The 25,881-nt window shown below is 72.1% G+C and carries 24 protein-coding genes and 2 pseudogenes; 9 read left to right on the forward strand and 17 right to left on the reverse strand.

Annotated features, from left to right (window positions below; all coding sequences use genetic code 11):
• The first annotated feature begins 93 nt into the window (after positions 1–93).
• The 4 genes and pseudogenes from ACFU5F_RS06910 (at position 94) to ACFU5F_RS06925 (ending at position 4,223) form a co-directional block, all read left to right on the forward strand.
• Positions 94–2,916: a cation-translocating P-type ATPase gene (locus ACFU5F_RS06910; protein WP_383883001.1), complete on the forward strand. Its 2,823-nt coding sequence runs from the start codon at positions 94–96 to the stop codon at positions 2,914–2,916.
• Positions 2,913–3,570: pseudogene (locus ACFU5F_RS06915) on the forward strand (potassium channel family protein). Before ACFU5F_RS06910 ends, ACFU5F_RS06915 begins: the two are co-directional and overlap by 4 nt.
• Before the next feature lie 14 nt (positions 3,571–3,584).
• Positions 3,585–3,908 (forward strand): annotated as a pseudogene (locus tag ACFU5F_RS06920) (potassium channel family protein); the annotation flags it as partial.
• A gap of 120 nt (positions 3,909–4,028) precedes the next feature.
• Positions 4,029–4,223 (forward strand): TrkA C-terminal domain-containing protein, encoded by a 195-nt coding sequence (locus ACFU5F_RS06925; protein ID WP_383883138.1) that lies wholly within the window; start codon positions 4,029–4,031, stop codon positions 4,221–4,223.
• 4 nt (positions 4,224–4,227) lie between these two features.
• Here ACFU5F_RS06925 and ACFU5F_RS06930 read toward each other — a convergent pair whose 3' ends face one another.
• Genes ACFU5F_RS06930 through ACFU5F_RS06970 form a run of 9 tightly spaced genes read right to left on the reverse strand, consistent with a single transcriptional unit; the run spans position 4,228 to position 12,132 of the window.
• A complete protein-coding gene (locus tag ACFU5F_RS06930; protein ID WP_383883003.1) occupies positions 4,228–4,848 on the reverse strand; it encodes a V-type ATP synthase subunit D in 621 nt (206 codons plus the stop codon).
• Positions 4,845–6,248, reverse strand: a complete 1,404-nt coding sequence (locus ACFU5F_RS06935) for a V-type ATP synthase subunit B (RefSeq protein WP_383883006.1) — start codon at positions 6,246–6,248, stop codon at positions 4,845–4,847. The genes ACFU5F_RS06930 and ACFU5F_RS06935 overlap by 4 nt, the downstream gene beginning before the upstream one ends.
• Positions 6,245–8,005 carry a V-type ATP synthase subunit A gene (locus ACFU5F_RS06940; protein WP_383883009.1) on the reverse strand — a complete coding sequence of 587 codons (1,761 nt, stop codon included), beginning with the start codon at positions 8,003–8,005 and terminating at the stop codon, positions 6,245–6,247. The genes ACFU5F_RS06935 and ACFU5F_RS06940 overlap by 4 nt, the downstream gene beginning before the upstream one ends.
• Positions 8,002–8,529, reverse strand: a complete 528-nt coding sequence (locus ACFU5F_RS06945) for a hypothetical protein (protein ID WP_383883012.1) — start codon at positions 8,527–8,529, stop codon at positions 8,002–8,004. Before ACFU5F_RS06945 ends, ACFU5F_RS06940 begins: the two co-directional genes overlap by 4 nt.
• Positions 8,526–8,759 (reverse strand): hypothetical protein, encoded by a 234-nt coding sequence (locus tag ACFU5F_RS06950; protein WP_383883015.1) that lies wholly within the window; start codon positions 8,757–8,759, stop codon positions 8,526–8,528. The genes ACFU5F_RS06945 and ACFU5F_RS06950 overlap by 4 nt, the downstream gene beginning before the upstream one ends.
• Positions 8,756–9,172, reverse strand: coding sequence for an ATP synthase subunit C (locus tag ACFU5F_RS06955; protein ID WP_256905926.1), 417 nt, complete (start codon positions 9,170–9,172; stop codon positions 8,756–8,758). The genes ACFU5F_RS06950 and ACFU5F_RS06955 overlap by 4 nt, the downstream gene beginning before the upstream one ends.
• Positions 9,169–10,650 carry a V-type ATPase 116kDa subunit family protein gene (locus ACFU5F_RS06960; protein ID WP_383883141.1) on the reverse strand — a complete coding sequence of 494 codons (1,482 nt, stop codon included), beginning with the start codon at positions 10,648–10,650 and terminating at the stop codon, positions 9,169–9,171. The genes ACFU5F_RS06955 and ACFU5F_RS06960 overlap by 4 nt, the downstream gene beginning before the upstream one ends.
• A gap of 19 nt (positions 10,651–10,669) precedes the next feature.
• Positions 10,670–11,605 carry a hypothetical protein gene (locus ACFU5F_RS06965; RefSeq protein WP_383883019.1) on the reverse strand — a complete coding sequence of 312 codons (936 nt, stop codon included), beginning with the start codon at positions 11,603–11,605 and terminating at the stop codon, positions 10,670–10,672.
• Positions 11,606–11,628: 23 nt separating this feature from the next.
• Positions 11,629–12,132 carry a hypothetical protein gene (locus ACFU5F_RS06970; RefSeq protein ID WP_383883022.1) on the reverse strand — a complete coding sequence of 168 codons (504 nt, stop codon included), beginning with the start codon at positions 12,130–12,132 and terminating at the stop codon, positions 11,629–11,631.
• 174 nt (positions 12,133–12,306) lie between these two features.
• Between ACFU5F_RS06970 and ACFU5F_RS06975 the strand changes: the two genes are divergently transcribed.
• Positions 12,307–13,167, forward strand: a complete 861-nt coding sequence (locus tag ACFU5F_RS06975) for a CBS domain-containing protein (RefSeq protein ID WP_383883025.1) — start codon at positions 12,307–12,309, stop codon at positions 13,165–13,167.
• A 25-nt stretch (positions 13,168–13,192) separates the two neighbouring features.
• Here the strand turns inward: ACFU5F_RS06975 and ACFU5F_RS06980 are convergent, their stop codons facing one another.
• The 8 genes from ACFU5F_RS06980 to ACFU5F_RS07015 form a co-directional block, all read right to left on the reverse strand.
• A complete protein-coding gene (locus tag ACFU5F_RS06980) occupies positions 13,193–13,414 on the reverse strand; it encodes an acyl carrier protein (protein WP_383883028.1) in 222 nt (73 codons plus the stop codon).
• A gap of 26 nt (positions 13,415–13,440) precedes the next feature.
• A complete protein-coding gene (locus tag ACFU5F_RS06985) occupies positions 13,441–14,901 on the reverse strand; it encodes a 2-oxo acid dehydrogenase subunit E2 (protein ID WP_383883031.1) in 1,461 nt (486 codons plus the stop codon).
• Between the two features lie 2 nt (positions 14,902–14,903).
• Positions 14,904–15,902, reverse strand: coding sequence for an alpha-ketoacid dehydrogenase subunit beta (locus tag ACFU5F_RS06990; protein ID WP_383883034.1), 999 nt, complete (start codon positions 15,900–15,902; stop codon positions 14,904–14,906).
• Between the two features lie 2 nt (positions 15,903–15,904).
• Entirely contained in the window at positions 15,905–16,987 is a 1,083-nt protein-coding gene (pdhA, locus tag ACFU5F_RS06995; protein WP_383883037.1) for a pyruvate dehydrogenase (acetyl-transferring) E1 component subunit alpha, read from the reverse strand.
• Complete coding sequence (acsA, locus tag ACFU5F_RS07000; protein WP_383883040.1) at positions 16,984–18,774, reverse strand: acetate--CoA ligase; 1,791 nt, start codon at positions 18,772–18,774, stop codon at positions 16,984–16,986. The genes pdhA and acsA overlap by 4 nt, the downstream gene beginning before the upstream one ends.
• A 69-nt stretch (positions 18,775–18,843) precedes the next feature.
• Positions 18,844–19,872: an alcohol dehydrogenase catalytic domain-containing protein gene (locus ACFU5F_RS07005; protein ID WP_383883144.1), complete on the reverse strand. Its 1,029-nt coding sequence runs from the start codon at positions 19,870–19,872 to the stop codon at positions 18,844–18,846.
• Positions 19,873–19,961: 89 nt separating this feature from the next.
• Positions 19,962–21,482 carry an AAA family ATPase gene (locus ACFU5F_RS07010; protein ID WP_383883043.1) on the reverse strand — a complete coding sequence of 507 codons (1,521 nt, stop codon included), beginning with the start codon at positions 21,480–21,482 and terminating at the stop codon, positions 19,962–19,964.
• A complete protein-coding gene (locus ACFU5F_RS07015) occupies positions 21,475–22,344 on the reverse strand; it encodes a universal stress protein (protein ID WP_383883046.1) in 870 nt (289 codons plus the stop codon). The genes ACFU5F_RS07010 and ACFU5F_RS07015 overlap by 8 nt, the downstream gene beginning before the upstream one ends.
• A gap of 206 nt (positions 22,345–22,550) precedes the next feature.
• Here ACFU5F_RS07015 and ACFU5F_RS07020 point away from each other — a divergent pair, with 206 nt between their 5' ends.
• The 4 genes from ACFU5F_RS07020 (at position 22,551) to ACFU5F_RS07035 (ending at position 25,870) form a co-directional block, all read left to right on the forward strand.
• Entirely contained in the window at positions 22,551–23,372 is an 822-nt protein-coding gene (locus tag ACFU5F_RS07020) for a universal stress protein (protein WP_383883049.1), read from the forward strand.
• Positions 23,373–23,624: 252 nt separating this feature from the next.
• Positions 23,625–24,143, forward strand: a complete 519-nt coding sequence (locus ACFU5F_RS07025; protein ID WP_383883052.1) for a hypothetical protein — start codon at positions 23,625–23,627, stop codon at positions 24,141–24,143.
• A gap of 30 nt (positions 24,144–24,173) precedes the next feature.
• On the forward strand, positions 24,174–25,571 hold the full coding sequence (locus ACFU5F_RS07030; RefSeq protein ID WP_383883055.1) for a nicotinate phosphoribosyltransferase: 1,398 nt from the start codon (positions 24,174–24,176) through the stop codon (positions 25,569–25,571).
• Between the two features lie 11 nt (positions 25,572–25,582).
• Positions 25,583–25,870 carry a DUF1876 domain-containing protein gene (locus ACFU5F_RS07035; RefSeq protein WP_383883058.1) on the forward strand — a complete coding sequence of 96 codons (288 nt, stop codon included), beginning with the start codon at positions 25,583–25,585 and terminating at the stop codon, positions 25,868–25,870.
• Positions 25,871–25,881 lie beyond the last annotated feature (11 nt).

Consider the following 25,881-nt stretch of genomic DNA (forward strand, 5'->3'; position numbering starts at 1 on the left):
ACTGGAGTCCGTGATGGAAGCCTCACGCAAGGCCCTCCGCGCGATCCGCCCGGTTCCGCCGGAACCGAGTGGCTCGGCACCGTACGGGTTCGGATGATGCGCACCGGTGCGGACCCGCTGGTGCCCGGCGGAGGAACGGACGCGGCGGTCGACGCCACGTCCGGTTCCGGTCCGCGTCCTCCGGTACGGGAACTCGCCGCCGGTGAGGTGTTCACCGCGCTGGGCACCTCACGGAGCGGCTTGTCGGCGGATCGGGCACGGGCGGGGCTGGAGCGGTACGCGGCCAACGAGATGCCACGTACCAAGCGCCGCCCTGTGTGGCGGCAGCTGGGGGCGCAGTTCACGGACCTCTTCGCGGTCGTGCTGGTCGTCGCGTCAGGGATCACTTTCCTGGCCTACTGGCTGGAAGAGCCGCGTGAACTGGGCACTGTTCAGCTCGCGGCGGCGATCCTGGGCGTTGTGCTGCTGAACGCCGCCATCGGCTTCGCGCAGGAGTACTCGGCCGAGCGGACGGCCCAGGCGCTGGAGGCGATGGTGCCCCACGCCTGCCGGGTGCTGCGCGACGGCAGGCGGCTGGAAGTGCCCGCCCGGGACCTGGTGCCGGGCGACTTGGTGGTGCTGGAGGCCGGGGACGCCGTGCCGGCGGACTGCCGGGTGGTCGAGGCGCACGAGCTGGCGGTGAACAACGCGCCGTTGACCGGGGAGAGCAACCCCGTGAGCTGTACGGCCGACCCGGTGGCGGGCGGGTCGCCGCTGGAAGCCCGCAACTGCGTGTTCATGGGAACCGACGTCGTCGCCGGATCCGGACGCGCCGTGGTCTACGGCACGGGCGCGACGACCGAGTTCGGGCGCATCTACCGGCTGGCCGCGGCGGCCCCGCGGCAGAAGACCCCGCTGCAGCACCAGGTGGCCTCCATGGCGCGGCGGGTGGCGGGAGCGGCCCTGGCGATCGGTGCCCTGATGTTCGCCGTACGGCTGCCCACCGGGGAGTCCGTGGTGACCCTGTTCGTGTTCGCGCTGGGGGTGATGGTCGCGCTGGTGCCGGAAGGACTGCCCGCCACCCTCTCGGTGTCGCTGGCGATCGGTGTACGACGGATGGCGCGCCGCCATGCTCTCATCAAGCAGCTGCTGGCCGTGGAGGCGCTCGGGTCGACCACGGTGGTGTGCACCGACAAGACCGGGACGCTCACGCAGGCCGAGATGACCGTCACCCGGGTGTGGGCGGGGGATGCGACGCACGCGGTGACCGGTGTCGGGTACGCCCCGGGCGGGGAGGTCGCCGACACGGCGCCGGTGCGCGAGCTGCTCCGGGTGGCGGTCCTGTGCTGCAACGCCCGGCTGGTCCCGCCCGACGGCGTGCAGCACTGGCGGGTGCTCGGCGACACCACGGAGGGCGCTCTGCTCGTTGTCGCGGCCAAGGCCGGTCTCGACCTCGGCGTGGAGGAGGCTGCGGCTCCGCGAGTCACCGAGTTCCCCTTCGACTCTGACCGCAAGCTGATGACCACGGTGCACAAGAACGGCGCGGGCTACCAGGCGTGCGTCAAAGGAGCGCCGGCGGAACTGCTGGCGCGCTGCGCCGAGGTGGGGTGGGAGGGGCAGGGCGGGCCGCTGACCGAGCAGGACCGGGCGGCAGTGCTCGCGGCGACTGACGCGCTGGCGTCGCAGGGGTTGCGGGTGCTGGCCGTCGCGCGGCGGGAGCTGGACGGACCCCACCCCGCGCAGGACGAGGCCGAGTCGGGACTCACGTTCCTGGGACTGGTCGGCATGCTGGACCCTCCGCGTCCGGAGGTCACCGACGCGGTCGCCGCCTGCCGCCGGGCCGGCATCCGCATCGTCATGGTCACCGGCGACCACCCGCTCACCGGGGAAGCCGTGGCCCGGCGGGTCGGCATCGTACGCGGGCCGGAACCGGTCGTGGTGACAGGCGCACGGCTCGACGCGATGGACGAGGAGGCGCTCGACGCTCTGCTCGCCGAACCGTCCGAGCTGCTGCTGTGCCGGGTCAGTCCGGAGCACAAGATGCGTGTGGTCACCGCCTTCCAGCGACGGGGCGAGGTGGTGGCGGTCACCGGGGACGGAGCGAACGACGCCCCCGCGCTCAAACACGCCGACATCGGCGTGGCGATGGGGACGTCGGGCACCGACGTGGCCCGGGAGGCGGCCTCGATGGTGCTCCTGGACGATTCGTTCGCGTCCATCGCCACGGCGGTGCGGCTGGGCCGGTCCGTCTACCAGAACATCCGCAAGTTCCTGGTCTACGTCTTCAGCAGCAACATCGGCGAGCTCGGCCCGATCCTGGCGGCGACGTTCGCCGGGTTCCCCCTGGTGCCCGTCAGCGCGGTGCAGATCCTGGCGATCGACCTGGGCTCGGACGTGCTGCCCGCCCTGGCGCTGGGCGCGGAGCGTCCCGAGCCGGACGTGATGGACCGCCCGCCGCGCTCCAGGCGCGAGCGGCTGTTCTCCTCCGCGGTGGTGGGACGCATCCTGTTCCTGGGCGGCATCCAGGCGCTCGGCGTATGCGCCGTGTTCTTCTGGCACATCCATTCCGCCGGCGTCCCGTTCGAGGACTTCACCGAGGACGATCCCGTCTACCGGGAGGCCGTCACGCTGGCCCAGGGCGCGATCGTGTTCAGCCAGTTCTTCATCTCTCTCGCGGTGCGCACCGACCGGCAGAGCATCCTGAAGGTGGGGCTGCTGTCCAATTTGGCCCTGCTGGCGGCCGGCGGCTTCGGCATCGCCCTCATGGCCGCGATCAGCTATGTGCCGCTGCTCCAGGCCGTCTTCAACACCGCCGCGCTCGACGCCGTCGACTGGGCGGTTCTGGCCGGGCTCGGGACCCTGCCCCTGATCGCGGACGAGGTCCGCAAGTGGTGGCTGCGCCGCCGCGCCGACCCCTCGAAGGGAGCGCACCAGTGAAGGTGATCGTCGTCGGCTGCGGACGGGTGGGGGCCGCCCTCGCCGGTCTGCTTGCCTCGGAAGGGCACGACGTGCAGGTCGTCGACCGGCGTCCCAAGGCGGCCCGGCGGCTGCCCGACAGCCCCCGCATCCGCTTCCACGAGGGCAACGGCTTCAGCCGCGCCGTGCTCGAGGCCGCCGGTGTCGAGCACGCGGACGCCTTCGTCGCCGTCACCTCCGGGGACAACAGCAACATCGTCAGCGCGCGCACGGCGAAGGAGACCTACCGCGTACCGAACGTCCTCGCCCGCATCTACGACCCCCGACGCGCCGACATCTACCGCGAACTCGGCATCCCCACCATCACCAGCGTCCGCTGGACGGTCCACCAGATCCACCAGATGCTGCTGCACCGCCACCTCTCCCCCGAAATCAGCTTCGGCAACGGCGAGCCTGCTCTACCGCTCCGAACTGCCGGCCTATCTGACCGGGCGACCGCTGACCGAGTTCGAGGTCGACGGCGAGATCCGCGTCGTCGAGGTCACCCGCGCCGGCCGCTCCCTGATCCCCGCGCACAGCACGCCCGCGCGGGCGGGCGACCTGGTCACCTTCGCCGTCGCCGCGACCGCGCTCGGCAGGCTGCGCGGCTTTCTCGACAAGGAGCTGGGCACGTGAACGTGATCATCGCCGGAGCCGGACGGCTCGGCACCCAGATCGCCCAGGTGCTCGCCGCCGCCCACAACGAGGTGACGCTGGTCGATGCCGACGACGACCGCGTCGCCGAACTGGAGGGGCGCGTCCCGGTGCGGCTCATCGCCGGGGACGCGTGTGAACCCACACTTCTGGAACACGCCGGCGCTCTCACCGCCGACCTCCTCATCGCCACCACCGGGGACGACGAGGACAACCTCGTCATCAGTCTGCTCGCCAAACGGCAGTTCTCGGTGCCCCGCGTGGCCGCTCGGTGCAACGATGCCGACAACGCCTGGCTGTTCGACGGGCGTTGGGGCGTCGACGTCGCCGTCCCCGCCGCCACCCCGCTGATCTCCCTCATCGAGGAGGCCACCGGGGCCACCGACACGGTCGCCCTGCTGCGGCTCAGCAAGGCCGGCGTCGACGTCATCGAAACGGCCATCACACCGCAGTCCAGTTCGGCGGGTCGTGCCCTGGGCGACGTCCCGTTGCCCGAGGGGACGGTCGTCGCCACGATCGTCCGCGACGGAGAGCCGACGGTGCCGGATCCGGCGGTGCGGCTCCGACCCGGTGACGAGATCCTGCTCGTCTCGCACAACGCGACCGAGCATGAGATCCACACGGCGTTCCAGTGAACGGTCACCGCTCGGGGCTCCGACCGGCCCAGCGCCGCCGGACGCCGTCCTCGTGCTCGGCCTGCTCCAGGGCGAGGTCGGCCCGGTCGAGCGCCTCCCGCAGGCGGGGAATCCAGTGGCGACGCAGGGCACGGACCCGGTGCCGGGTGCTGATGACCTCGGCGCCCAGCAGTTCGGCGGCGGCATGAGCGGCCGCGTACTCGCCGCCGGCGCGCAGGGCACGGCCGTAGGCCGCTTCGGCGTGCACGAGGGCGGTGTTCGTGGGAGCGGCGGCGGTGGGTGATCGGGCGGGTACGGACACAACGGCCGCCGCGGGGTGGCGTACCCCCATGGAGGTGGTCCAGCGCAGTGTGACCTCGGCGGGACCGATACCCGCGGCGGCCGCGTCGAGGGCCTGTTCCCCGCCCAGGACGAGCCCCTTCAGTAGCCAGTTCTCGGCCTCGGACAGCAGGTCCCGCCAGGCGCGGGCGGCTGACCTCTCCGCGCGCAGCAGCCGCTCGTGCTCGGAGCGCAGGATACGGAGCTTCTGCTCCAGCAGGTCGGCTCCGCGTTCGGCGACATCGAGGCTGTGCCGCAGTCGCAGCCGTCCCGCCCGACCGGGCGGTACACGGCGGGCGCCGGTCATCGGGACGCCTCCGTGTCCGGTGCGTCCTTCGCCCCGTGGGCGTCGAGGAGCCCGGTGGGGAGCATGGAGAGCTGGCTGCGGGGCAGTGTGAGCAGGGCCCGCCAGCCGCGTTCGAGCGAGCCGGCGAGGCTGCGGGACTCGTCACTTCGCTGGTCGGCGAAGTCCCTCAGGAACGCCTCCTCGAAGTCGAGGTAGCGGCGGTCGGTGGAACTCAGCGCCGCCTGGCCGACGAGGTCCGCGAGGTCACGGACCTGCCGGGCTCGTGCCAGGGCGGCCAGCAGCTGGGCCGCGACGTCGAGGTGGTCGTCACGGGTACGCCCCGGGCCGGCGCCCTTGCGCATCAGCCGGGAGAGTGAGGACAGGGCGTCCAGCGGTGGGTACACGCCCCGCGCGTGCGTCTCCGGCGAGAGCACGATCTGTCCCTCGGTGATGTAACCGGTCAGGTCGGGTACGGGATGGGTGATGTCGCCCGCGGGCATGGTGAGCACCGGCAGCACGGTGACCGAGCCCGGTCGCCCGCGAATGCGTCCGCAGCGCTCGTACAGGGAAGCCAGATCGCTGTAGAGGTAGCCGGGGTAGGCGCGGCGGGCGGGGATCTCCCCGCGGGCGGCGGAGACCTCGCGCAGGGCTTCGGCGTACGTCGTCATGTCGGTCATCACGACCAGGACGTGCCGTCCCTCGGTGAAGGCGAGGTGCTCGGCGACGGTGAGCGCGATGCGGGGGGTGAGGATCCGTTCGATCACCGGGTCGTCGGCGGTGTTCAGCAGCAGGACCAGTTCCCCGGCGGCGGACCGTTCCTCCAGGGCGTCGCGTACGAAGGAGGCGTCGGCGTGGGTGAGCCCCATGCCCGCGAAGACGACGCTGAACGCCTCTCCGCCGGCGGTGGCCTGCGCGGCGATCTGGGCGGCCAGTTCCAGATGCGGCAGCCCGGCCACCGAGAACACCGGCAGTTTCTGCCCCCGTACCAGCGTGGTCAGGGCGTCGATGGCCCCGACACCGGTGAGCACGGCTTCGGACGGGGGCTCACGTCGCACCGGGTTGACGGGGGCACCGCCCACCTCGGCCTGGTGGGCGCCGAATATGGGCGGCCCGTCGTCGACGGGGGCCCCGCGGCCGTTGCAGACGCGGCCGAGCCAGTCCGTACCAACCGGGACGCGCAAGGGGCTGCCCGTGAAGACCGCGCGGACGCCCTGCGGGTCCATGCCCGCGGTGCCCTCCAGTACCTGGACGACCGCCAGGCCACGGTTGGCGTCCAGCACCACGCCGTGGCGCCGTTCGCCCGAGGCGAGGGTGATGTGCGCGTACTCGTCCCAGCCGACCCCCGAAACACCCTCGACGATCGCGAGCGGACCCCGGAGTTCACGCACCGCGGTGTATTCGATTCCACCGGAGAGGCTCATGACCGCACTTCTCCCAGCCTGGCGAGCATGGCGTCACGCCGCGCCGCCACCCCGGTGGCGTCGTGCGGGCCCGTGTCCTCCCGGGCGCGCAGCAGCGGGCCGAAGTCGACCTCCTCGACCGACGCCGCCGGCACACCGGAGTCCACCAGTTCCCGGCAGCGGTCGACGATCATCAGGACGGCGTCAGCCAGTGCGGCCGTCTTCTCCGGCCCGCAGTACGCGTCATGCTCCGACAGCGCGCTCTGCTGCAGCACGCCCTCCCGCACCAGCCTGCCCGCGAGCACGCTGATCCGCTCCCGCGCCGGGAGGGCGGCGATCCCGATCAGGTCCACCAGGTCGGCCAGTCGGTCGGCCTCCGCCAGTGCCGCACCCACCCGGTCGCGGTGCCGGGACCACGCCGGATCTCCGGCCGCCCGGTGTCCGGCGGCCAGCACGGGGACGTCCCGGGAGAAGGACCCCGCCCAGGAGAGGGCCGGGTAGTGGCGGGCGTAGGCGAGGTCGCGGTCCAGGGTCCACAGGCAGCGGACGAAGCGTTCGGTGTGGGCCGTGACCGGTTCGGTCATGTCCCCGCCGGGCGGGGACACCGCGCCGATCACGGTCACCGAGCCCCGGTCACCGCCGAGTGTGGTCACGGCGGCGGCCCGCTCATAGAAGGCCGCGATGGCCGAGGCCAGTCCGGCCGGATAACCCTCCTCGGCGGGCAGCGCGCCGGTACGGGAGGCGAACTCGCGCAGCGCCTCGGCCCATCGGGAGGTCGAGTCGGCGATGACCACCACGTCCAGGCCCATGTCACGGAAGTACTCGGCGACCGTCACCCCTGTGTGGACACTGGCCTCGCGCGCCATCATCGGCATGTTGGAGGTGTTCGCGATCGTCACCGTGCGGTCGGCCAGGCGTCCGCCGGTGCGCGGGTCCTGAAGCTCCGACAACTCGGTGATGACGTCGGCCATCTCGTTGCCGCGCTCTCCGCAGCCGACGTAGACGATGACGTCCGCGTCGCACCACTTGGCGATCTGCTGGAGCAGCACCGTCTTGCCGGTGCCGAAGCCACCGGGCACCGCGACCGTGCTGCCCCGGGCCACGGGAAAGAGGAGGTCGACCACTCGCTGACCGGTGTTGAGGGCCTCGTGGGTGTCGACGCGCTCCCGCACGGGGCGGGGCCTGCGCGCCGGCCACAGAGCACCCAGCCCCACTTGGGTACCGCCCACCACGGCCACCACAGCGTCCTGTGACCGGCTCCCAGGACCGGCGATCTCCGTCACGATGCCCCCGCAGCCGGGTGGCACCAGTACCTTCACCCGTACCGGCCCCGCGTCGCGGACCTCCCCGAGTGCCTGGCCCTCGGCCAGTTCCTCGCCCTCCGCTGCCAGGGGGGAGAAGGACCATGTGCGTTCCGCTGCCTCGGTCCGCCGCGTGTCCGGGAGCAGCCAGTCGCCGGCGCCGGACAGCGGACGGAGCAGCCCGTCGAAGATCCCGCCGAGCAGCTCCGGACCGAGCCGCACCGACAGCGGCCGACCCCGAGCGAGCGCCGACTGTCCCGGAGCGAGCCCGCCGGTGTACTCGTACGCCTGGACGGTGACGACGTCACCGCTGATGGCCACGACCTCGCCGGGCAGTCCGGCAGGGCCGATCGAGACCAGGTCGTACATCGCGGTGCCGCCCGCGTACTCCATCTCGACCAGCGGCCCGGTAACGCGCAGGATCCTGGAGACCGGCTGCCGGGCGACAGGCGGGCGGTCCGTCCCGGTGAACGTCATGGCTCCCACAGGCTGCGCACCTCCGCCCCCATGCTGTCCAGGGCGCGATCGGCCAACGCGGTCAGCGACAGGTCGACCCGCCTGCCCGGTACCTGGGCCACCACTCCCCCGTCGGCGGGCTCGGTCACCTCGGCGCCGGGACCGAGGAGCACCCGGGCGCGCTGCTCCAGCCGCTCCCGGAGTGCCACGTAGCCGTCGGCCCGACGCAACTCCCGGACCCGTTCGGCGGCCTCGCGGCACAGTTGCTCGTATGGCTCGCGCCGAGCGGCGACCGTGCGGGACCTGGCCTCCCGCCTGGCCCTGACGAGGCGGTCACGGGCGGCGTCGGCTCCGTCGGCCTCGCCTTGGCGCCGGGCGTCTTCGAGGATCGCCCGGGCCTCGGCCCTGGCCTGATCGAGCCGGGCGGCGGCTTCCCGCTCGGCGTGGGCCAGGAGCGCGTCCGCATCGGCGTGAGCGGCTCGCAGCAGCTCTGACCGGACCGGGTCGAGTGCGTCCGTCGTCGGATCGGCAGTCGGTGACGTCATGGCGTCATCACGGTGGTCAGTCGGCGGCTGCCCGCAGGCAATCCGTGGTCCTGCTCCAGCGCCTGGGCCGCTGCAGGGGTAAGGATCACCAGGTCGACGCCGTCCGGCAGGCTCCGCCAGCCCCGGCGTACGGCCTCGGGATCGTCGGCGGCGAGGACGACCGCTCCCGCCAGGGCGAGACCGGCAACCCGGGCCCGCTCTCCGAGGGCGGCGACGCGTCCCATGGTCATGCCTTCCCGATGAGGATGACCGCGACGACCAGCCCGTAGATGGCGATGCCCTCGGCCAGGCCGACGATGACCATGGCCCGGCCGAACAGTTCGGGCCGTTCGCTGAGCGCCGCGAGGGCGGCCGCCCCGGTGTAGGCGACGGCGATGCCCGCGCCGATGGTGGAGGCGGCCACCGCGATCGCGGCTCCGATCAGAGCGGCGGAGCCGGAGCCCGAGTCCTGAGCGGCCGTGGTCGCGGCCTGGGCGGATCCGCCGCCGAGCGCCAGGGTCAGCACCACGGTGGCGGCCACCAGGAGCACCGCGTCGGCGGCGACCATCCACCACAGGGCCGTCCGGCCCGAGCGCCGCAGCACCAGGCGTGCGGCGACGAATCCCGCCGCGATGACGGGCAGAGCCAAGAACCAGGTGATCACGAGTGCTCCTCCCTCGCCGGGCCGAGCCGGGCGGCCTCCCCATCTGCGGGCGGCGCTGCTGCGGGCGGCCCGTGGTCGGCGGCCGAGTCCGTGATGTGTTCGACGGGCAGATGCCAGGGTCTGAAGGGACGGCCCTCTCCCTCGAAGAGCCGGGAGAAGAGTTCGTAGTACTCCAGGCGGAGCGCCTGGACCCCGGCCACCAGCGCCTCCAGCGAGAAGGCCAGGGCGTTGCCCGCGAGGAACACCAACAACGCGGCGACGACTCCGGCCGGACCCCGGCCGGCCAGAGCCCGCGTGCCGTCCCAGACGATGGCGCCGAGCGCCGCATGGGTCAGCCCGAAGGCAGCGAGTCGCGCGAAGGACACGACGTTGGACCCGATCCGGACCAGAGCGTCGAGGAGCTGGATGCCGGTCTGTACGGCTCCGCCCGGGCCGCCCGCCGTGCTCGCGTACAGCCCCGCCCCGGCCAGGCCCAGGCCGCCGACGGCGATCGCGGCCCCCACGGCGGCGAACGCCGGCTCGCCGAGCCACACACATCCGGCGACGGCGCCGAGACCGAGGTAGAGCGCGGCCCCGGCGACACCGGTCGTCGAATACACGGCCGCAGCCGGTCCGCCCTCCCGCCACCGGTTCACGATGCCCACGGCATAGGCGAGGGCCAGCAGCACGGCGCCGAACACGACGGCAGAGGCCAGCAGCCGCATGGGCTCCTCCAACGGTGCCAGCCACAGCACGGGCAGCACGCCGGTCGGGCCGAAGAACTCGCCGTACGCCATCCCCGCCAGGGTGGCGGCCAGTCCGGCCCCGGCGACGAACGGCCACAGATGGCGCAGCGGCCCCAGTCGGCGCGGCCGGCCGGTGCGCAGCGCAAGGGCGAGGGCGACGAGCAGCAGCCCGTGCCCGGCATCGCCGAACATCACGCCGAACATCACTGCGTAGACGATCCCGGCCGGCAGGGTGGGATCGAGGTCGGCGTAGGGCACGGTGCCGTACGTGCTGACCAGAGGTGTGAAGGAGCGCCGCACGGTTCTCGCCGGGTGTACCGAGGTTGCGGTGTCCGCTCCGGTCAGCAAGGTCGGCGGATCGATGCCGCGCGGGGTCCTCAGCACCACCAGCGCGCCCCCGGCACCAGCGATGCGCGCCGCCGTGGCGCCCACCTCCGCCTCGGGGCACCAGCCGGCCAGTGCGGCGGCCTCGCCGTGCCGGACCGCGCTGCCAAGGCGCTCCTCCAGCTGCGCCTCGCCCGCCAACAGATCCGTCCGGCCCTCGCGCTCCAGGGCGTCCAGGTCGGGGAGAGCCTCGCTGAGAACCGCTTGCCCCGGCTCGGTGCGCAGCCGCCGCAGTCGCGTCGCCACGGGCCTTCGGACTTCCGGCCCACCGTCCCCGGCCAGGTCGATCTCGACGTGGCCCGCTTCGGCGATCCGGACCAGGCTCTCCCGCAACGCCTTCTCGGGGGCCACGACGGCCACCCTGCGCATCCTGACCGGAAGCGCCGGCTCAGCCCGGGGCATCGAGCACCTCCCCGAGCCAGTCCCCTGGGCCACCGCCCCTGGCAGCCAGCTCCAGCGCGCCACGGATCCGCCAGGCGTCGACCGACAGCAGCGCCACGGCTCCCACGACCGGCTGGGGGCCGAAACGGGCCCGGCGCAGTAGTTCACGGCCCTCTCGCTCGACCACGTCCCACCAGCGTGCCTCCGCCCGCCACAGGTCCGCCGCCTCGTCGACGTCGATCAGCAGCCATCCGGCGTTGGCCGGCAGCACCTGCCGGAATTCGGCGTACGACCTCGCGCCCACCGCTCGCGGGCCGAGCAGGCGTGCCGCCCGGTGGGCGGAGACGTCGGGCATCCGGCGGCCGACGACGAAGACCTCGCGGCCGAAGAGCAGGGCGAGCCGGGCCGCCGCCCAGCGGGCCGAGTCGGGAACGGCGGCGGCGAGCCGCACGGCGGCGGAAACCCGCATACCGGTGGCGATCGCGGCCGGCGAGTCGCCCCCGGGGTCACCCCAGGCGGAGGCCGCCAGCGCGGTACGCAGCTCCGACGGCGAACGGGTGCGGGCGACCCGCGTCCAGGCGATCGCCAGCGCACCCAGGCGGTAGGGCGGGGGGTAGAGGCGTTCGGTGCCCGGCTGCGGCGGATCGGCCGCGAGTTCGCCCAGATGGTGTTCGGTGTTGGAGATCTCGAATCCCGCGGCCAGTGCCCGGACGGCGTCCGTGCCGCTGGCCGGTTGCCAGCCGGCGAGGACCCGGAGATGCCACAGAAGTGTCGCCGAGACCGCACGCTGGGCTTCGGCCGGCGTGGCGCCCGGAGTGACATGGTGTCGGTACGGGGTGGCCGCCAAGTAGCGCAGGGCGTCGTCGAGTTCGCGGGACGCCGCCACCTGCCTGGTGCCCTCGACGCCCAGACACCTGGTCCGCAGAGCCCGTGCCCGGGTCACACCCGCCACCCGACCGGCCCTCATCAGGAACCACCTCCCCGTGGCCTCCCGGGGTCCTGAGCCCGGTGGCCTTCCCCCGGCGGCACGGTCGACTCCTCGTTCGCCGCGAGGTCCTCCAGCACCAGGGCGAGCACCCGGTCGACGAGCACGGGTGTCCGGCTCCTGGCACGGCCACGTACGGCGACCGCCTCGCGTTCTGCCTCGGCGAGCAGTGCCGCGGCCTCGCCATCGGCCGCGCGCAGAACCTGCTCGGCGGTGCGCACCCGTACCTGCCGGGCCTCCTCATGCGCCGCGGCCACGATTGTCCCGGCCTGCCCTTCGGCTTCGCTGCGGCGCGACGCGACGGCCGCGTCGGCCCGTTCGCGTATGTTCCGGGCCTCCGCCTCCGTCTGTTCGAGGAGGGCCAGGGGCGGTGTGAGTTCCGCACGGAGTTCGGCGGAGCGGTCCGCGGGGACACCACCCGGTGCGGCGCGGCCGGGTGACGCCGCCGGCCTGAACCGCGTCAGAAAGTCCCGGAAACCCGTCACACGCACTCCTCCAGGTGGGCCGAGGCCCCGCTTCCCAGTCTCCCTGGTGGACGATGGCCTGTCGCGTCGCGCTTGGCCGCCTGTCCCCCGGCGGGGCCGTTCGGCCCAGAGGCCGCACCGGTCGATCGATGCGAAACTGAGCCCACAGGTGAACGGCGTCCCCAGGAGGCAGCCGTGAGCGACTTCGAGCACAGCTCGGCGGAGAAAGAAGCCCGCCACACCATGCCGGGCCGCCCCTGGACACCCCAGGAGGAACCGCGTCAGGACGCACTGCGCCGCTACCTCGGTGCCATCGCCGGCGCCGCGTCGGCGAGGAGCACCGAGGAATCCGAGCGCCCTCACCGCGGGGAGGATGCCGAGCCGCCCGCCACCGCCGCACCCGGTCCGCCCGCCCCGGGACCGGCCGTACTCCGCGTGCTGGACGTCATGCGGGTGCCGGCAGGCTCCGTGGCCGCTGACACGCCGTTCCTGGACGTGGCCCACACGCTGGCCCGTCAGCAGGTGAGCGCCCTGCCGGTGGTCGACTCCGACGACCACGTGATCGGTGTCGTCTCGGAATCGGACCTGCTGGCCAAGGCCGCCGTGATGGCGGAGCCGCGTCGGCACGGAGCTGTCGGCAGGCTGTGGCAGCACCGCCTGTACGACAAGAGCCACGGCGACACGGCCGCCACGTTGATGACCTTCCCGCCCGTCACCGTCCACCCGGAGCAGAGGGTGGCGGACGCGGCGTGGACCGCCGCGCACGGCCGGTTGAAGCGCCTCCCCGTGACCGACCATCACGGCCGGCTCGTCGGTGTGGTGAGCCGGCACGATCTGCTGCGTGCCCTGATCCGCGACGACACCGAGATCCTCGCCGAGGTCGAGTCCCTGGTCGGCCAGTACCTGCTGGACCCGCGGGCTGTCGAAGTCACCGTGGAGCAGGGCGTGGTGACCGTGGCGGGGAAAGTGGACAAGGCGCTCGACCCCGAACTGCTCGCCTCGGTACGGGACATGGACGACGTCGTGGGTGTCATCGACAACACCGAAGCGGCTTGAGCCGTTCACGTCCACGGAGGGCACATCAGCCCGTGCGGGCGACGAGAAAGTCGGCACTGCCGGCCAGCGTGGTCAGCCGGGGTGTGTCCTCGTCCTCGATACGGACACCGGACCGTTCGCTGAGCACTTCGACGAAACTCAGGAAGTCCAGGGAGTCCATCTCCAGCGCGTCACGGAACGCGTCATCGGGCCCCAGTGCGCCGATGTCGGCGTCCGGGACGACCCGGGAGATCGATTCCCTCACCATGTCCAATGCGTCGGTCCGGTTGATGTTCACAGCTGCTCCGGGTTCTGCAGGAGGTGGGTGACCGCCGTGAGGTAGCGGGCGCCGACGGCGCCGTCCGTCGCTCGGTGGTCGGCCGAAAGGGTCGCAGTGACTACGGGCCGCACGCCCAGCATGCCGTCGACGGCGCACGGCCGGTCGACCACCCGCCCGAATCCGACGAGGGCCACCTGCGGTGGATAGATCACTCCGAACACGGCCTCCACTCCCTGATCTCCGAGGTTGGTGACCGTGATCGTGGCGTCCGACACCTCGGAGCCGCGTAGTCTGCCCGTACGGGCCCGCGTGACCAGGTCCTTCAGGGCCGTCATCAGCTGCGGGAGTGCCAGGGTGTCGGCGTGGTGCAGTGCGGGGGCGATGAGCCCTCCGCCGCGCAGCGAGACGGCCACGCCGAGGTGGACGCCCTCACCGGCCGTGAAGTGGTCGTCGGTCCAGGAACCGTTGAGCTCGGGGACATCCCGGGCCGCCAGGGCCGCCGCCTTGAGCAGCAGGGCGGCGGGGAGCAGCCGTTCGCCGAGCGGACTGCGTCGGTTGTGCTCGTGCAGCCAGTCCATGGCGGCGGCCATGTCCACGGTCGTGGAGAGGTAGTAGTGGGGAATGTCCCGGTTGGCGCGGCTCATCAGACCGGCGATCGCCTGACGCATGGCCGCACCCCGGTCCGCCGAGAGACGCTCGACGGACGGACGGACCGTGGGGGCGCCGACCTGCGAGGAGGGGGTCTCGGTCGCAGGGCCGAGGGCCGCCCGGCGTACGTCCGCGGCACGAACGGCCGAGTCCTTGCCCGTCCCCCTCACCATGGCCAGATCGACGCCCATGTCGGCCGCCAGTCTCCGGGCGAGAGGGGTTACCCGCAGGCGCGGTTGCCGGGCGGCCGCCGCTTCCTCGACGTCGGTTCGGGTGACACGTCCTCCGGGTCCGGAACCGTGCAGCGTCTCCAGGTCTACGCCGCTTTGCTCCGCCAGATGCCGGACCAGGGGACCTGCCTCGGTGTGGACGCCTCGTCGAGCGGCGGTCAGTACCGGGGCGGCCGGGACCGTGGCGGGTTCGGGAGGCGGGGACGGGGGCTTGGCAGGCTCGCCCTTCTTCGGTGCGCGACGCGCCGCTCGTCGCGTCGCCGCCTTCTCGGTCTTCTCAGAACCCTCGGGGTGCCTGGCCTTGCGCGGTTCTCGGGTCGTGTGCGGCTTCTTTTCCTCTGCCGGGTGCTCGGGTTTCTTCGTCGGCACCCTGATCAGCGCGAGCGGTGTGCCCACCGGCACCGTCGTGCCGGGCTCGACGAGCAGCTCGGCCAGGGTTCCGGTCTCGAAGCATTCCACCTCGATGGTCGCCTTCGCGGTCTCGACGACCGCGACCGGATCGCCCTTGTGGACGAGGTCGCCGGGCTCCACCAGCCACTCCAGGAGCGTGCCCTCGTCCATGTCGGCACCGAGCGACGGCATGGTGAACTCAGCCATGGTCAGTCCACCGCCCGGTGGGCGGCCGCGACGATGTCGGGGGTCTGCGGCAGGGCGGCCTCCTCCATCTGACGGGCGTACGGCATGGGCACCTCCGCGCTGCACACCCGCTCGACGGGCGCGTCCAGTTCGTAGAACGACTCCTCGGCGATACGGGCGGACACCTCGGCGGCGAAGCTTCCCGTCCGCCATGCCTCGTCGACGACCACCGCACGGTGGGTACGGGCCACGGAAGCGGCGACGGTCCGGGCGTCATAGGGCCGGAGCGTGCGCAGGTCGATCACTTCGGCGCTGATGCCCGCGGCGGCCAACTCGTCCGCCGCCGCGAGGGTCTTGGGCAGCGAACCTCCGTACGTGATCAGCGAGATGTCGGTGCCGGGTCTGCGGACCGCGGCGTGATCCAGGTCAACGGGAGCGGTGGCCGGGAGGAGTTCGCCGGAGACGTTGTAGAGACCTCCGTGCTCGAAGATCAGGACCGGGTCGGGGGCTGCGAGCGCCGGGGCCAGCATGTGGCGGGCGTCCTCGAGGGTGGCGGGGGCGAGGACCCGGATGCCGGGGATGTGCGCGTACCAGCCCTCCAGGCTGTGCGAGTGCTGGGCCCCGAGCTGCCGTCCGGCACCTGTCGTCATGCGGATGACCAGGGGCACGGCCAGTTGGCCGCCCGACATGTGCAGCAGGGTGGCCGCGTTGTTGAGGATCTGGTCGAGGGCGAGCAGGCTGAAGTTGACGGTCATGATCTCGACGATCGGCCGCAGCCCGGCCAGGGCGGCGCCGATGCCGGCGCCCACGAACGCGGACTCCGACAGCGGGGTGTCGCGGACGCGTGCCGGACCGAACTCCTCCAGCAGGCCGAGGCTGACGCCGAAGCCTCCGCCGTAGCGGCCCACGTCCTCGCCCATCAGGAAGACGCGGTCGTCGGCGCGCAGGGCGTCCCGCAGCGCCTCGCGCATCGCTTCCCGGTAGGTCGTCTTCGCCGCCTGCGGCCGCTCACCGTCGCCCATGGTCAGCTCACCTCCGCCGAAGCGCTGGTGACGTGGTGCAGGAGATGCTCCACCGGTTCTTCGGGTGCCTGCTCCGCCGCCTCCACGGCGTGGTCGACCTCGGCGGCGACCCGGCGCTCGATCCCGGCGAGTGTCTCGTCGACCGGCTCGCCGTCCTCGCGCATGCGGTCGAGAAGCCGCGTGATCGGGTCCCGCTCCTTCCACCGCTCCACCTCCGCCTTGTCGCGGTACCGGTCCGGGTCGTACATGGAATGGGCGCGGAACCGATAGGTGCGCAGTTCGAGGAAGTGCGGCCCGGCACCGGACCTGACGGCCTCGGCGGCCCGTCGTGCGGTCTGTTCCACGGCCTCGACGTCCATGCCGTCGACGGCCCACGCGACCATGCCGTACGAAGCGGCCCTCATGGCCAGGTCGGTCTGGGCCTCGTGCCGCGCCAGGGCCGTGCCCATGGCGTAGAGGTTGTTCTCGCAGATGAGGAGCAGGGGAAGTCTCCACAGGGCCGCGAGGTTCGCCGTTTCGTGGAACTCGCCCTCGGCGAAGGCTCCGTCACCGAAGAAGCAGCAGGTGACGCGGGCCTGTCCGCGCATACGGTCGGCGAGGGCGAGGCCGGCGGCCAGCGGGAGTCCACCGGCGACGATCGCGTTGCCACCGTAGAAGCGCCGACTCGCGTCGAACAAGTGCATGGAGCCGCCCCGGCCGCCGCTGCACCCGGTCGCCCTGCCGTACATCTCGGCCATGATGGCCTCGGCCGAGATCCCGCGGGCCAGGGCGTGGCCGTGCTCGCGATAGGTGGCGACGACCGCGTCCTCGGGTGTCAGTGCCTCGTTGACGCCGACGGCTACGGCCTCCTCGCCGATGTACAGATGGACGAAGCCGCGGATCTTGGTGGCGCTGTACAGCTCGACGCACCGCTCCTCGAAGCGCCGGATGCGCAGCATGGCCTCCAGCAGGTCCGTCCGGTGCCCGTCGGCCGAACGGTCGGACGGAGATCCGGCGCCCGTCTTCCGCCTGGTCTTCGCGGCACTCTTGCCGACCTTCCGGTGAGCCGTGTCCTTGCGTGCGCTGGTGGGGTGGGCCGGACTCATGAGGATCCCTCCAGGGTGGACAAGTCGCCCGTGGGCAGGCCGAGTTCGCGTGCGCGCAGCAGACGGCGCATCACCTTCCCGCTGCGGGTCTTGGGCAGGTTCTGCTCGAACGCGATCTCCCTGGGTGCGACGGCGGGCCCCAGCTTGCGGCGGCCGAAGGCGAGCAGCTCACGCTCCAGATCCGGAGTCGGCGGGACACCGGGGCGCAGCGACACGAACGCCTTGACGACGTTCCCGGCGACCGGGTCCGGCCGTCCGATCACCCCGGCCTCGGCCACCGACGGGTGCTCCATCAGCGCGCTCTCCACCTCGAACGGGCCGATCAGATGGCCGGCCGACTTGATGACGTCGTCGGCACGCCCCACGAACCAGTACCAGCCGTCCGCGTCCCGGCGCACCAGGTCACCGGTCAGATACCAGCCGTCCGCGAACGCGGCGTCGTAGCGCTCCTTGTCGTGGAGATAGCCGCGGAACATCGCGGGCCAGCCCGGCCGGAGCGCCAACTCGCCCTCGACCTCGGGGCTTCGCACCTGCGTGACCCGGCCGTCGGTGACCAGGGCCCGGCCGTCCTCGCCCTGTTCCAGCACGGTCGCCTCGACGCCGGGCAGTGGCCGCCCCATCGAGCCGGGCCGTATCTCACAGGCGGCGAAGTTCGCGATCATGATGCAGCCGGTCTCGGTCTGCCACCAGTTGTCGTGCACCGGCAGGCCCAGCACGTCCTGGCCCCACCGGACGGCCTCCGGGTTGAGGGGCTCGCCAACGGAGGCGATGAAGCGCAGGGCCGACAGGTCATAGGAGCGCGGCAGGTCGTACGGGCCCTGGCGTGGTGTGGCGCGCATGAGCATGCGCAGGGCCGTGGGGGCGGTGTACCAGACGCCGACCCGCTGCTCGTCGAGGATCCGGTACCAGCGCCGGGCGTCGTAGTCCCCCTCGTCGACGACCACCGTCACGCCGTGGACGAGCGGGGCGATGATCCCGTACGACATGCCGGTGACCCAGCCGGGATCGGCGGTGCACCAGTACACGTCCCCGGGGTGCAGGTCGAGGGCGTACGCGGCTGTGGCGTGGTGGGCGACGACGGCCTCGTGGACGTGGACCGCGCCCTTGGGGGTGCCCGTGGTACCGCTGGTGAAGTGCAGCAGGGCCATGTCCTCGGGCGAGGTCGGCGGGATGGTGAAGGTGTCCGGGGCGGCGGCCATCACGTCGTCGAAGGAGACAGCGCCGGACAGTTCCGCGGTCCCGGGCCCGACGATCAGGACGTGTTCCAGTCCGGGAACCGAGGCCCGCCGTACGGCGACCTTGCGCCGGTACAGGGCCGCGGTGGTGACCAGGACACGGGCGTCGCCGAGCCGTAGCCGCTGCTCCACCGGGTCGGGGCCGAAGGCCGAGAAGAGCGGACACAGCACGCTGGTGTTCTTCAGCGTGCCCAGCACCGTGGTGTACAGCTCGGGGCAGCGGCCGAGCAGGGTGAACACCCGGTCTCCGCGGCCGACGCCGAGTGACCGCAGAACGTTCGCGAAACGCGCCGTACGCCGGGCCAGTTCCGCGTACGTGACGGTGGAGACCGAGTCGTCGCGGGCGACGCACCGCAGGGCTGCCCTGTCCGCGTGGGCGGACGCCGCGTGCAGGTCGACCGCCTCGTGGGCCATGTTGAGGCCGCCGCCGGGCAGCCCGGCCAGCTCGGTGCGCGCCTGTGCCCAGGTGAAGTCCGAGCAGGCTCGGTCGTAGTCGGCGAGACGGGGTGGGACGACCGATGTGGTGTCCTTGCGGATTGTTTCCCAGTGCATCGGTGCTCCTCCCGGCACTGCGTCCAATGGACCGGCCGACCCGTTCGGGCTCCTGCTTCCGGGCTCCTCTCACTCCCGGTGCAGCACGACCTTGAGGGCACCTGTGGTGGCGCCCTGCGAGAACACCTCGTAGGCGTGCTCCATCCGGCCGAGGCCGAAGGTGTGGGTGACCAGCTGGGAGACGGGCAAGCGTCCGAACCTCAGGAGCTCCAGTAGCCACGGTGTGGAGGACGTGTCCACCTGGCCGGTGCTGATCGTCACGTTCTTCCGCCACAGGGACTCAAGGTGCAGCGTGGCCGGTTTGCCGTGCGTCCCGATGTTGGCGATGTGCCCTCCTGCCCGGATGGCCCGGGTGCAGAGGACAAAGCCTTCCGGTTCGCCCGATGCCTCAATGGCGACGTCGGCGCCCGGTCCCTCGGACAGCTCGGCGATCATCTTCCCCGCCACTCCGGCGGCATCGGCCCCCACCCGGGCGGCGGCTTCCAGCCGGGCGCTGGACAGGTCCACCACGATGATCCGGCGGGGTGAGTAGAGCCGTGCGACGGCGACCGTGGCGAGACCGATGGGCCCCGCGCCCACCACGACGACGGTGTCACCGGGGCCGACGTGTTCGTTCCGTACCCCGACCTCGTAGGCGGTGGGGAGGACCTCGGCGAGCAGAAGCGCGTCGTCGAGCGGGATCGCGGGAGGCCGTCGGTGGGTGGAGTGGTCGGCGAAGGGGACCCGTACGAACTCGGCCTGGGTTCCGTTGATCTGGTTTCCCAGGATCCAGCCACCGCCCCCGCGGCATTGCCCGCGCATGGTGTCTCGGCACGCCTGACAGCGGCCGCAGGACGAGACGGACGACACGATCACCTGGTGGCCGGAGCGCAGACCGTGCACATCACGGCCGACCTCCAAGACCTCGCCCACGGCCTCGTGGCCGAGGACCGTCCCCGGCTTCACCTCAGGGAGCTCTCCTCGCAGAATGTGCAGATCACTGCCGCAGACAGTGGTGGCGTCGACGCGCACGACCGCGTCGGTCGCCTCCTCCATCTCGGGGTCCGGGGCGGTGTCCCAGGAGATGTGCCCCGGGCCGTGATAGACGAGCGATCGCACGGTGCTCACTCCCTCGCTCCCCCACCTCCACGGTCACCCCGGCGGAGCACCCCGGCAACAGGGACCCCCCGGTCGTCGTGCGTCTCCCGTCAGTCCGGCTCCATGTAGGGGCGGCGGAAGACCGGGGCCTGGCCGGTGCTCCAGGGGCGTACGGCTGCCAGCGCCCGGGCGACCGCGGACTCCAACGGGCCGCTGGTGTCGACCGCGACGGCCTCGGGCCACGCGGGTTCCCTGGCCGCCATGGCGGTGGCGATGTCCAGGTCGGCGTCGGACGGGCCGGACGCGCGCGTGCTCAGTCGGGCCGCTGACACGTCGTCCGGGACGTGGCAGTGCAGAGCGACCAGGTCGGCGCTGGTGCGTTCGGCCACGCGCTGTGCCGCTTCACGCTGTGCCGTGTCCGACCATGTGGCGTCCAGGACGACCGACTCACCGGCGGACAGCAGGGCCGCCGCCCGGTCGAGGAGGGTGGCGTAGGTCCTGGCCGTCCACTCGGGCGTGTACAGCCCTTCGCCGTAGCCGGCCGCCGCGGACTGCTCCGCGGGAATGCCCGCCAGTTCCTTGCGGGCGCGGTCGCTGCTGAGCAGGGTGACTCCCAGCCGGTCGGCCAGCGCGCCGGAGAGGGTGGACTTCCCGCTGCCCGGCAGCCCGCCGACGACGGTCAGGCCGACGGCGGAGGTGCGCAGGTGGCGCAGCGTCGTCGCGACCAGCCTTTGTGTCGCCGCCTCCGCGCCCGGCGCGCCCTGACGGGCCTGGATCAGGGAGACCTTGGCGCGGACGAACGCGCGGTAGGCGACGTAGTGGTGCCACAGGGACGCGGGGGCGGGGTCGCCGGAGTATTCGCTGTACTGCGCGAGGAAGTAGGAGGCGGCCTCCGGAGCGCCGAGCTGTTCCAGGTCCATGGCGAGGAAGGCGGCGTCGTCCAGGCCGTCGACGTAGCGCAGCCGGTCGTCGAACTCCAGGCAGTCCAGGACACGGGGGCCGTCATCGAGGCAGAAGATGTCCTCGGCGAGCAGGTCGCCGTGGCCGTCGACCACGCGCCCTTGCTCGATACGGGACGCGAACAACCGCTCGCGGCCTGCTAGATAGCGGCGCACCAGTTGTTCCGTCTCCGTCATCCCCTCGGGCACGGAGCCGTCGTCGGTCAGCGCGTGGACCTGCTCGAAGCTGGCCTCCCAGCGCGACGAAAGGGCGTCCCGCGTGCCCTGCTCGTCCACATCCCGGCCACGGGGCGCGTCCGCGTGCCACGCGGCGAGGTGCCGGGCGACGGCCCGGAGGACGTCGTCCGGGACGGCCCCTTCTCGTACCAGGCGGGAGAGACGCCGGTCCGCGGGCATGCGTCTCATCACCACGAGGGGCTCGGGACCTTCGGCGTCCGGGCTGCTGAACTCGCCCAGGCCCAGATAGACGTCGGGGGCGAAGCGGCGGTTGAGCGTGACTTCGCGTTCGCACGCTGTCCGGCGCGCCGCGCGCGTGGTGTAGTCCAGGAATCCGAGGTCCACCGGTTTCTTGACCTTGTAGGCGCGGTCCCCGGCGAAGAACACGATCGCGGTGTGCGTCTCGCACACCTCCGCGCGCGGGGGCGGTGGCCCGTGGTGGGCGGGCTCAGTCATGGGGGACGACGGCGACCGGGCAGCGTCCGTGATGGATGGCGGCGTGGGCGACCGGGCCGAGGTGGGGTGCCACACCGTGCCGGTGTGTCCGCCGGCCGACAACCAGCGGCGCCGCGCCTTCGGCAGCCTGCACGACGGCCTTGGCGGGGCTTGCGAGACGGATGCTGTCGGCCACGTCCACCTGCGGGTACTTCTCGCGCCAGGCGCGGAGAGCCTTGCTCAGCTCCGTCTGCGCGTCCCGCGTCATCTCGTCGGTGGCGGAGTGGTCCACGCCCCAGGGCACGCGCGCGTGAAGCGGCACGCTTCGGCCGTGAACGGCCAGGAACGGAACCCCTCTGGCCGCGGCGGTGTGGAACGCGAAGTCGAGCAGGTCGTCGGAGGATCCGCTCAGTTTCAGGGCCACGACCACACGGCCCGCAGGTGCCGGTGGTGTTCCCTCCACCCGGGTTTCGGCGCGGACCAGTACCACCGGCCGCTCCGCCCGGGCCACGACCGACATGCTGACGTCGCCCAGGAAGTAGCTCTCGACGGGCTCCAGCCCCCGTGAGCCGAGCACGATCATCTCGGATTCCGACGCCGCCTGGAGCAGAGCGTCCTGGGCGTCGTCGGCCACCAGACTCCCGACAATGGGCAGGCTCGGGTGACGGGCTTGCAGTTCCGCCCGCGCGGTGTACACGAGACGCTTCGCCCAGTAGTTCTGATCGACCTCGGAGGGGGCGTGGGCGGGTTCCGGCGCGAGCAGTGGCCACGCGTGCAGCAGGCGCAGCGTGAGCTTGCGCTTCTCGGCCTCGTCGGCGGCCCAGTGGGCGGCGGCGAGACTCTCGGGTGAGCCGTCGAGGCCCACGGTGACGACCGGCTGCATGGCGGCGGCCTCCGTCTCGTACGAAGCTGGATACGACGGTGGGTGACGGTGAACGAGTCCGCTGGCATGCATGCTCCGGACGTCGCCGACATGCCGAGCGCGGTGCTTCTCTCCTTCGAGGAGTACCCCAGTCCCCGCTCCGGCGCATGTGGAGCCGCGGAGGGGGGCCGGGCATGGGGCACCCGCCACGAGAGGAGACAGGTGCGGTGGCGATTCCCCTGGTGGTCGGCATCGACGGGTCCGAACCAAGTCTGGAGGCGGTGGACTGGGCCGCCGACGAGGCGGTCCGGCACAGCGTGCCGCTCCACCTCGTGCATGCGGCGGCCGGTGACCGCGAGCCGTCCGACGTGATCAGTGCCGCCTCGAAACGAGCCAGGGAAAGAGCTCCCACGGCGCAGCTGTCGAGCGAGGTGCTGCACGAGGACGCCGCCGCTGCCCTCGTCGACAAGGGACGCAACGCCTTCGCGCTGGTGCTCGGGTCCAGAGGGCTTGGAGACCTCGCCGAAATGCTCCTGGGCGCGGTCAGCCTGGCCGTGGCAGCCCGGGCGGACTGCCCGGTCGTCGTGGTGCGCGGTGCCGCTGAGCACCGGGACGGCCGGTTCGGGAACATCGTCGTCGGTGTCGAGGAGGGGGAGGGCAGCGGCACGGCCTTGCAGTTCGCGTTGCAGGAGGCTCAGGTGCGGAGCTGCCGGCTGACGGCGGTGCACGCCTGGAATCCGTCGTCCAGGGCTCTCACCACGCGGCCGGCTCCGTCGTGGTACGCCATGGAGGCCCATCGGCGCCCGCCGTCCCAGGTCCTCGACGAGGCCCTGCGCGGCCTTGCGGAGCGGTATCGCGACGCCCGGGTGAGCTCCAGGGTGATCGAGGGCCCGGCCCGCCGAGCGCTGCTGGACGCGGCCTCGGAGGCGGACCTGCTCGTCGTCGGCGCCCGCAGGCGACAGGGCCACCCGGGCCTGCAGCTGGGCCTGATCAGTCACGCACTACTGCATCACGCGCCGTGTCCCGTCGCGGTCGTTCCCCAGATATGACGAACGTGACCGCGGGTCTGCGGAAACGGACAAGGCCGGCAACCGGTGGGCCTGGGCCGAATGCCAGCCCGACAGGGACTTTCGGCCCTGTACCCCGAACTCGCTGCCGGTCGACAGTGGGAGCAGGTGGTGGGGGACGGCCGGCGAGTTGCTGGAGGCCGACTCATGAGCGCACAAGGTTCGCCGTATGCATCCGGTCCGCCGCCCCGGCGCGGCGATCACGTGCCCAAGGGCGCGAACTCCCTGAGCCGTATGTCCGACAGGTTCGAAGGCTGGTTCCGCCGCGTCCTGATGGTCGTTCTCGTGCTCGGGCTGCCGGCCGCCGCGGTCAGCGCGGGACTGACGGCGTACGAGGCGTCGATGCGCACCGTGCGAGCCCAGGCAGCGGAACGGCACCAGGTCACCGCCCGGCTGACAACGGACGTCAAGAGCGACGACGACTGGGTGAAGCGACCGGCGCGGGTCCGCTGGACCGACCCCGACGGTGTCGTGCGCACCGGAACGGCCCTCGTGAAGCCGGGAAGTCCCAAGGGCGCCACCGTGCGTGTGTGGGTGACACGGCAGGGAACCGTCACCAGTCCGCCGACGAGCACTCTCAATGCGACGACCAGTGGCTGGATGGTGGGCGGTATGGCGGCGTTCGGCGTGGCCGCCGGCTCCTACGCGACCTGGGCGGGCATGCGCCTGGTCCTGGACCGGAGAAGGTATGCGCAGTGGGACGCCGAGTGGGACCTGGTGGAACCGCAGTGGTCCGCGCGCTTCCGCCGGTGACGAGCAGGAGGCCGGACGGAAGCCCAGGAGGTGACACCGATGTCGGATGCGACGACCACCGATCTGTACGAAGTCACGATGGCCATGTCCTACCTGCGGGAGGGGATGACCGGCCCGGCGACATTCAGCCTCTTCGTCCGCAACCTGCCCCCTGAACGCGGCTTCCTGGTAGCGGCGGGGCTGGAGTCGGCACTCGACTACCTGGCCGGCTTTCATGTCGGCCCCGAGGACGTCGACGCGTTCGCTTCCGCGCTGCACAGGCCGCCAGGGGACCTGGAGCCGCTGCTCGGCCTGACGTTCACCGGCCAGGTGCGGGCGGTCCCGGAGGGGAGGATCGTATTCGCGGGAGAGCCGCTGCTGGAGGTGACCGCACCATTTCCGCAAGCGCAGTTGGTCGAAACGTATGTGCTCAACCGACTCAGCCATCAGACCGCGATCGCTTCGAAGGCCGCACGCTGCGTGCTCGCGGCGGCCGGTCACCCGGTCGTCGACTTCTCCCTGCGGCGCACCCACGGTCCGCAGGCGGGGTTCCAATCGGCTCGTCTGGGGGCGATGGCCGGCTTCGCCGGTACGAGCAACGTGGCGGCGGCCACCGCTGAGGGCATCCCCGCCGTCGGCACAATGGCCCACTCCTTCGTGGAGGCGTTCTCCTCGGAGGAGGACGCGTTCCGCGCCTTCGCCCGCTGCCACCCCGGTCCGGTGACCCTGCTGGTGGACACCTATGACACGGAGGAAGGCGTCCGCGTCGCGGCTCGCGTCCTGCGGGACCTGGACCGCGGGCCAGGCTCCGCCGTGCGGCTGGACAGCGGTGACCTCGGGGACCTGGCGGTACGGGCCCGGTCGATCCTCGACGACGCGGGTCTGCCGGGCGTGCGGATCGTCGCCAGTGGTGGTCTCGACGAGTACGCCGTGGACGACCTCGTGCGCTCCGGAGCACCGATCGACACGTATGCCGTGGGCACCCGTGTCGGCGTGTCGGCCGACGCGCCGTACCTGGATTCCGCGTACAAGCTGGTCGAGTTCGACGGCCGCCCGGTGATGAAGCTCTCGTCGGCGAAGGTGACGGCACCCGGCCGCAAGCAGGTGTTCCGCCTCCCCGGCTGCGCCGACGAGATCGCTCTCGCCGACGAGCAGCCCCCCGACGACGGCGTTCCGCTGCTGGAGACGGTGATGCGGAACGGGCGGTGCACCGGCAGACGGCCCACGCTCGCCGAGTGCCGGGAGAGACTCGCCGCGGACCTGGGAGAGCTTCCCTCGGCCGCCCGCCGGATCCGAGCACCCGTCGCGCCCCGGGCGACGACCTCCGAGCGACTGCGCGCACTCACGACCCGCATCCGGCAACGCATCGAGGACCAGATGGCAGCTGCCTCCGCACGGCAAGCCCCAGAACGAGCCCCATCAGGGTCGCATCGGTCCGTACCGAGGTGAGGAGGAAAGCGATGCCGCATACGTTGGAATGGACGGTTCGTCTTCATCTGTTCGAGGACGACGAGGGAACGACGAATGCACGTCTGATCCTGGACACCGGCACCACGGAACTCACCGGTCACGGGACCGCGCACTGCCATCCGGCGGACTCGAACGTGCCGGAGATCGGTGACGAACTGGCAGCGGGCCGGGCCATGAACGACCTGGCCGGGCAGCTGCTGAAGACTGCCGAGCGCGACATCGAGGGCATGGGCGTACCGCGGCCACACGGCCGGGAGGTCGCCGGGTGGCCCATGTGACCGACTGCGGC

Source organism: Streptomyces sp. NPDC057438 (assembly GCF_042802995.1).
Taxonomy (GTDB): domain Bacteria; phylum Actinomycetota; class Actinomycetes; order Streptomycetales; family Streptomycetaceae; genus Streptomyces.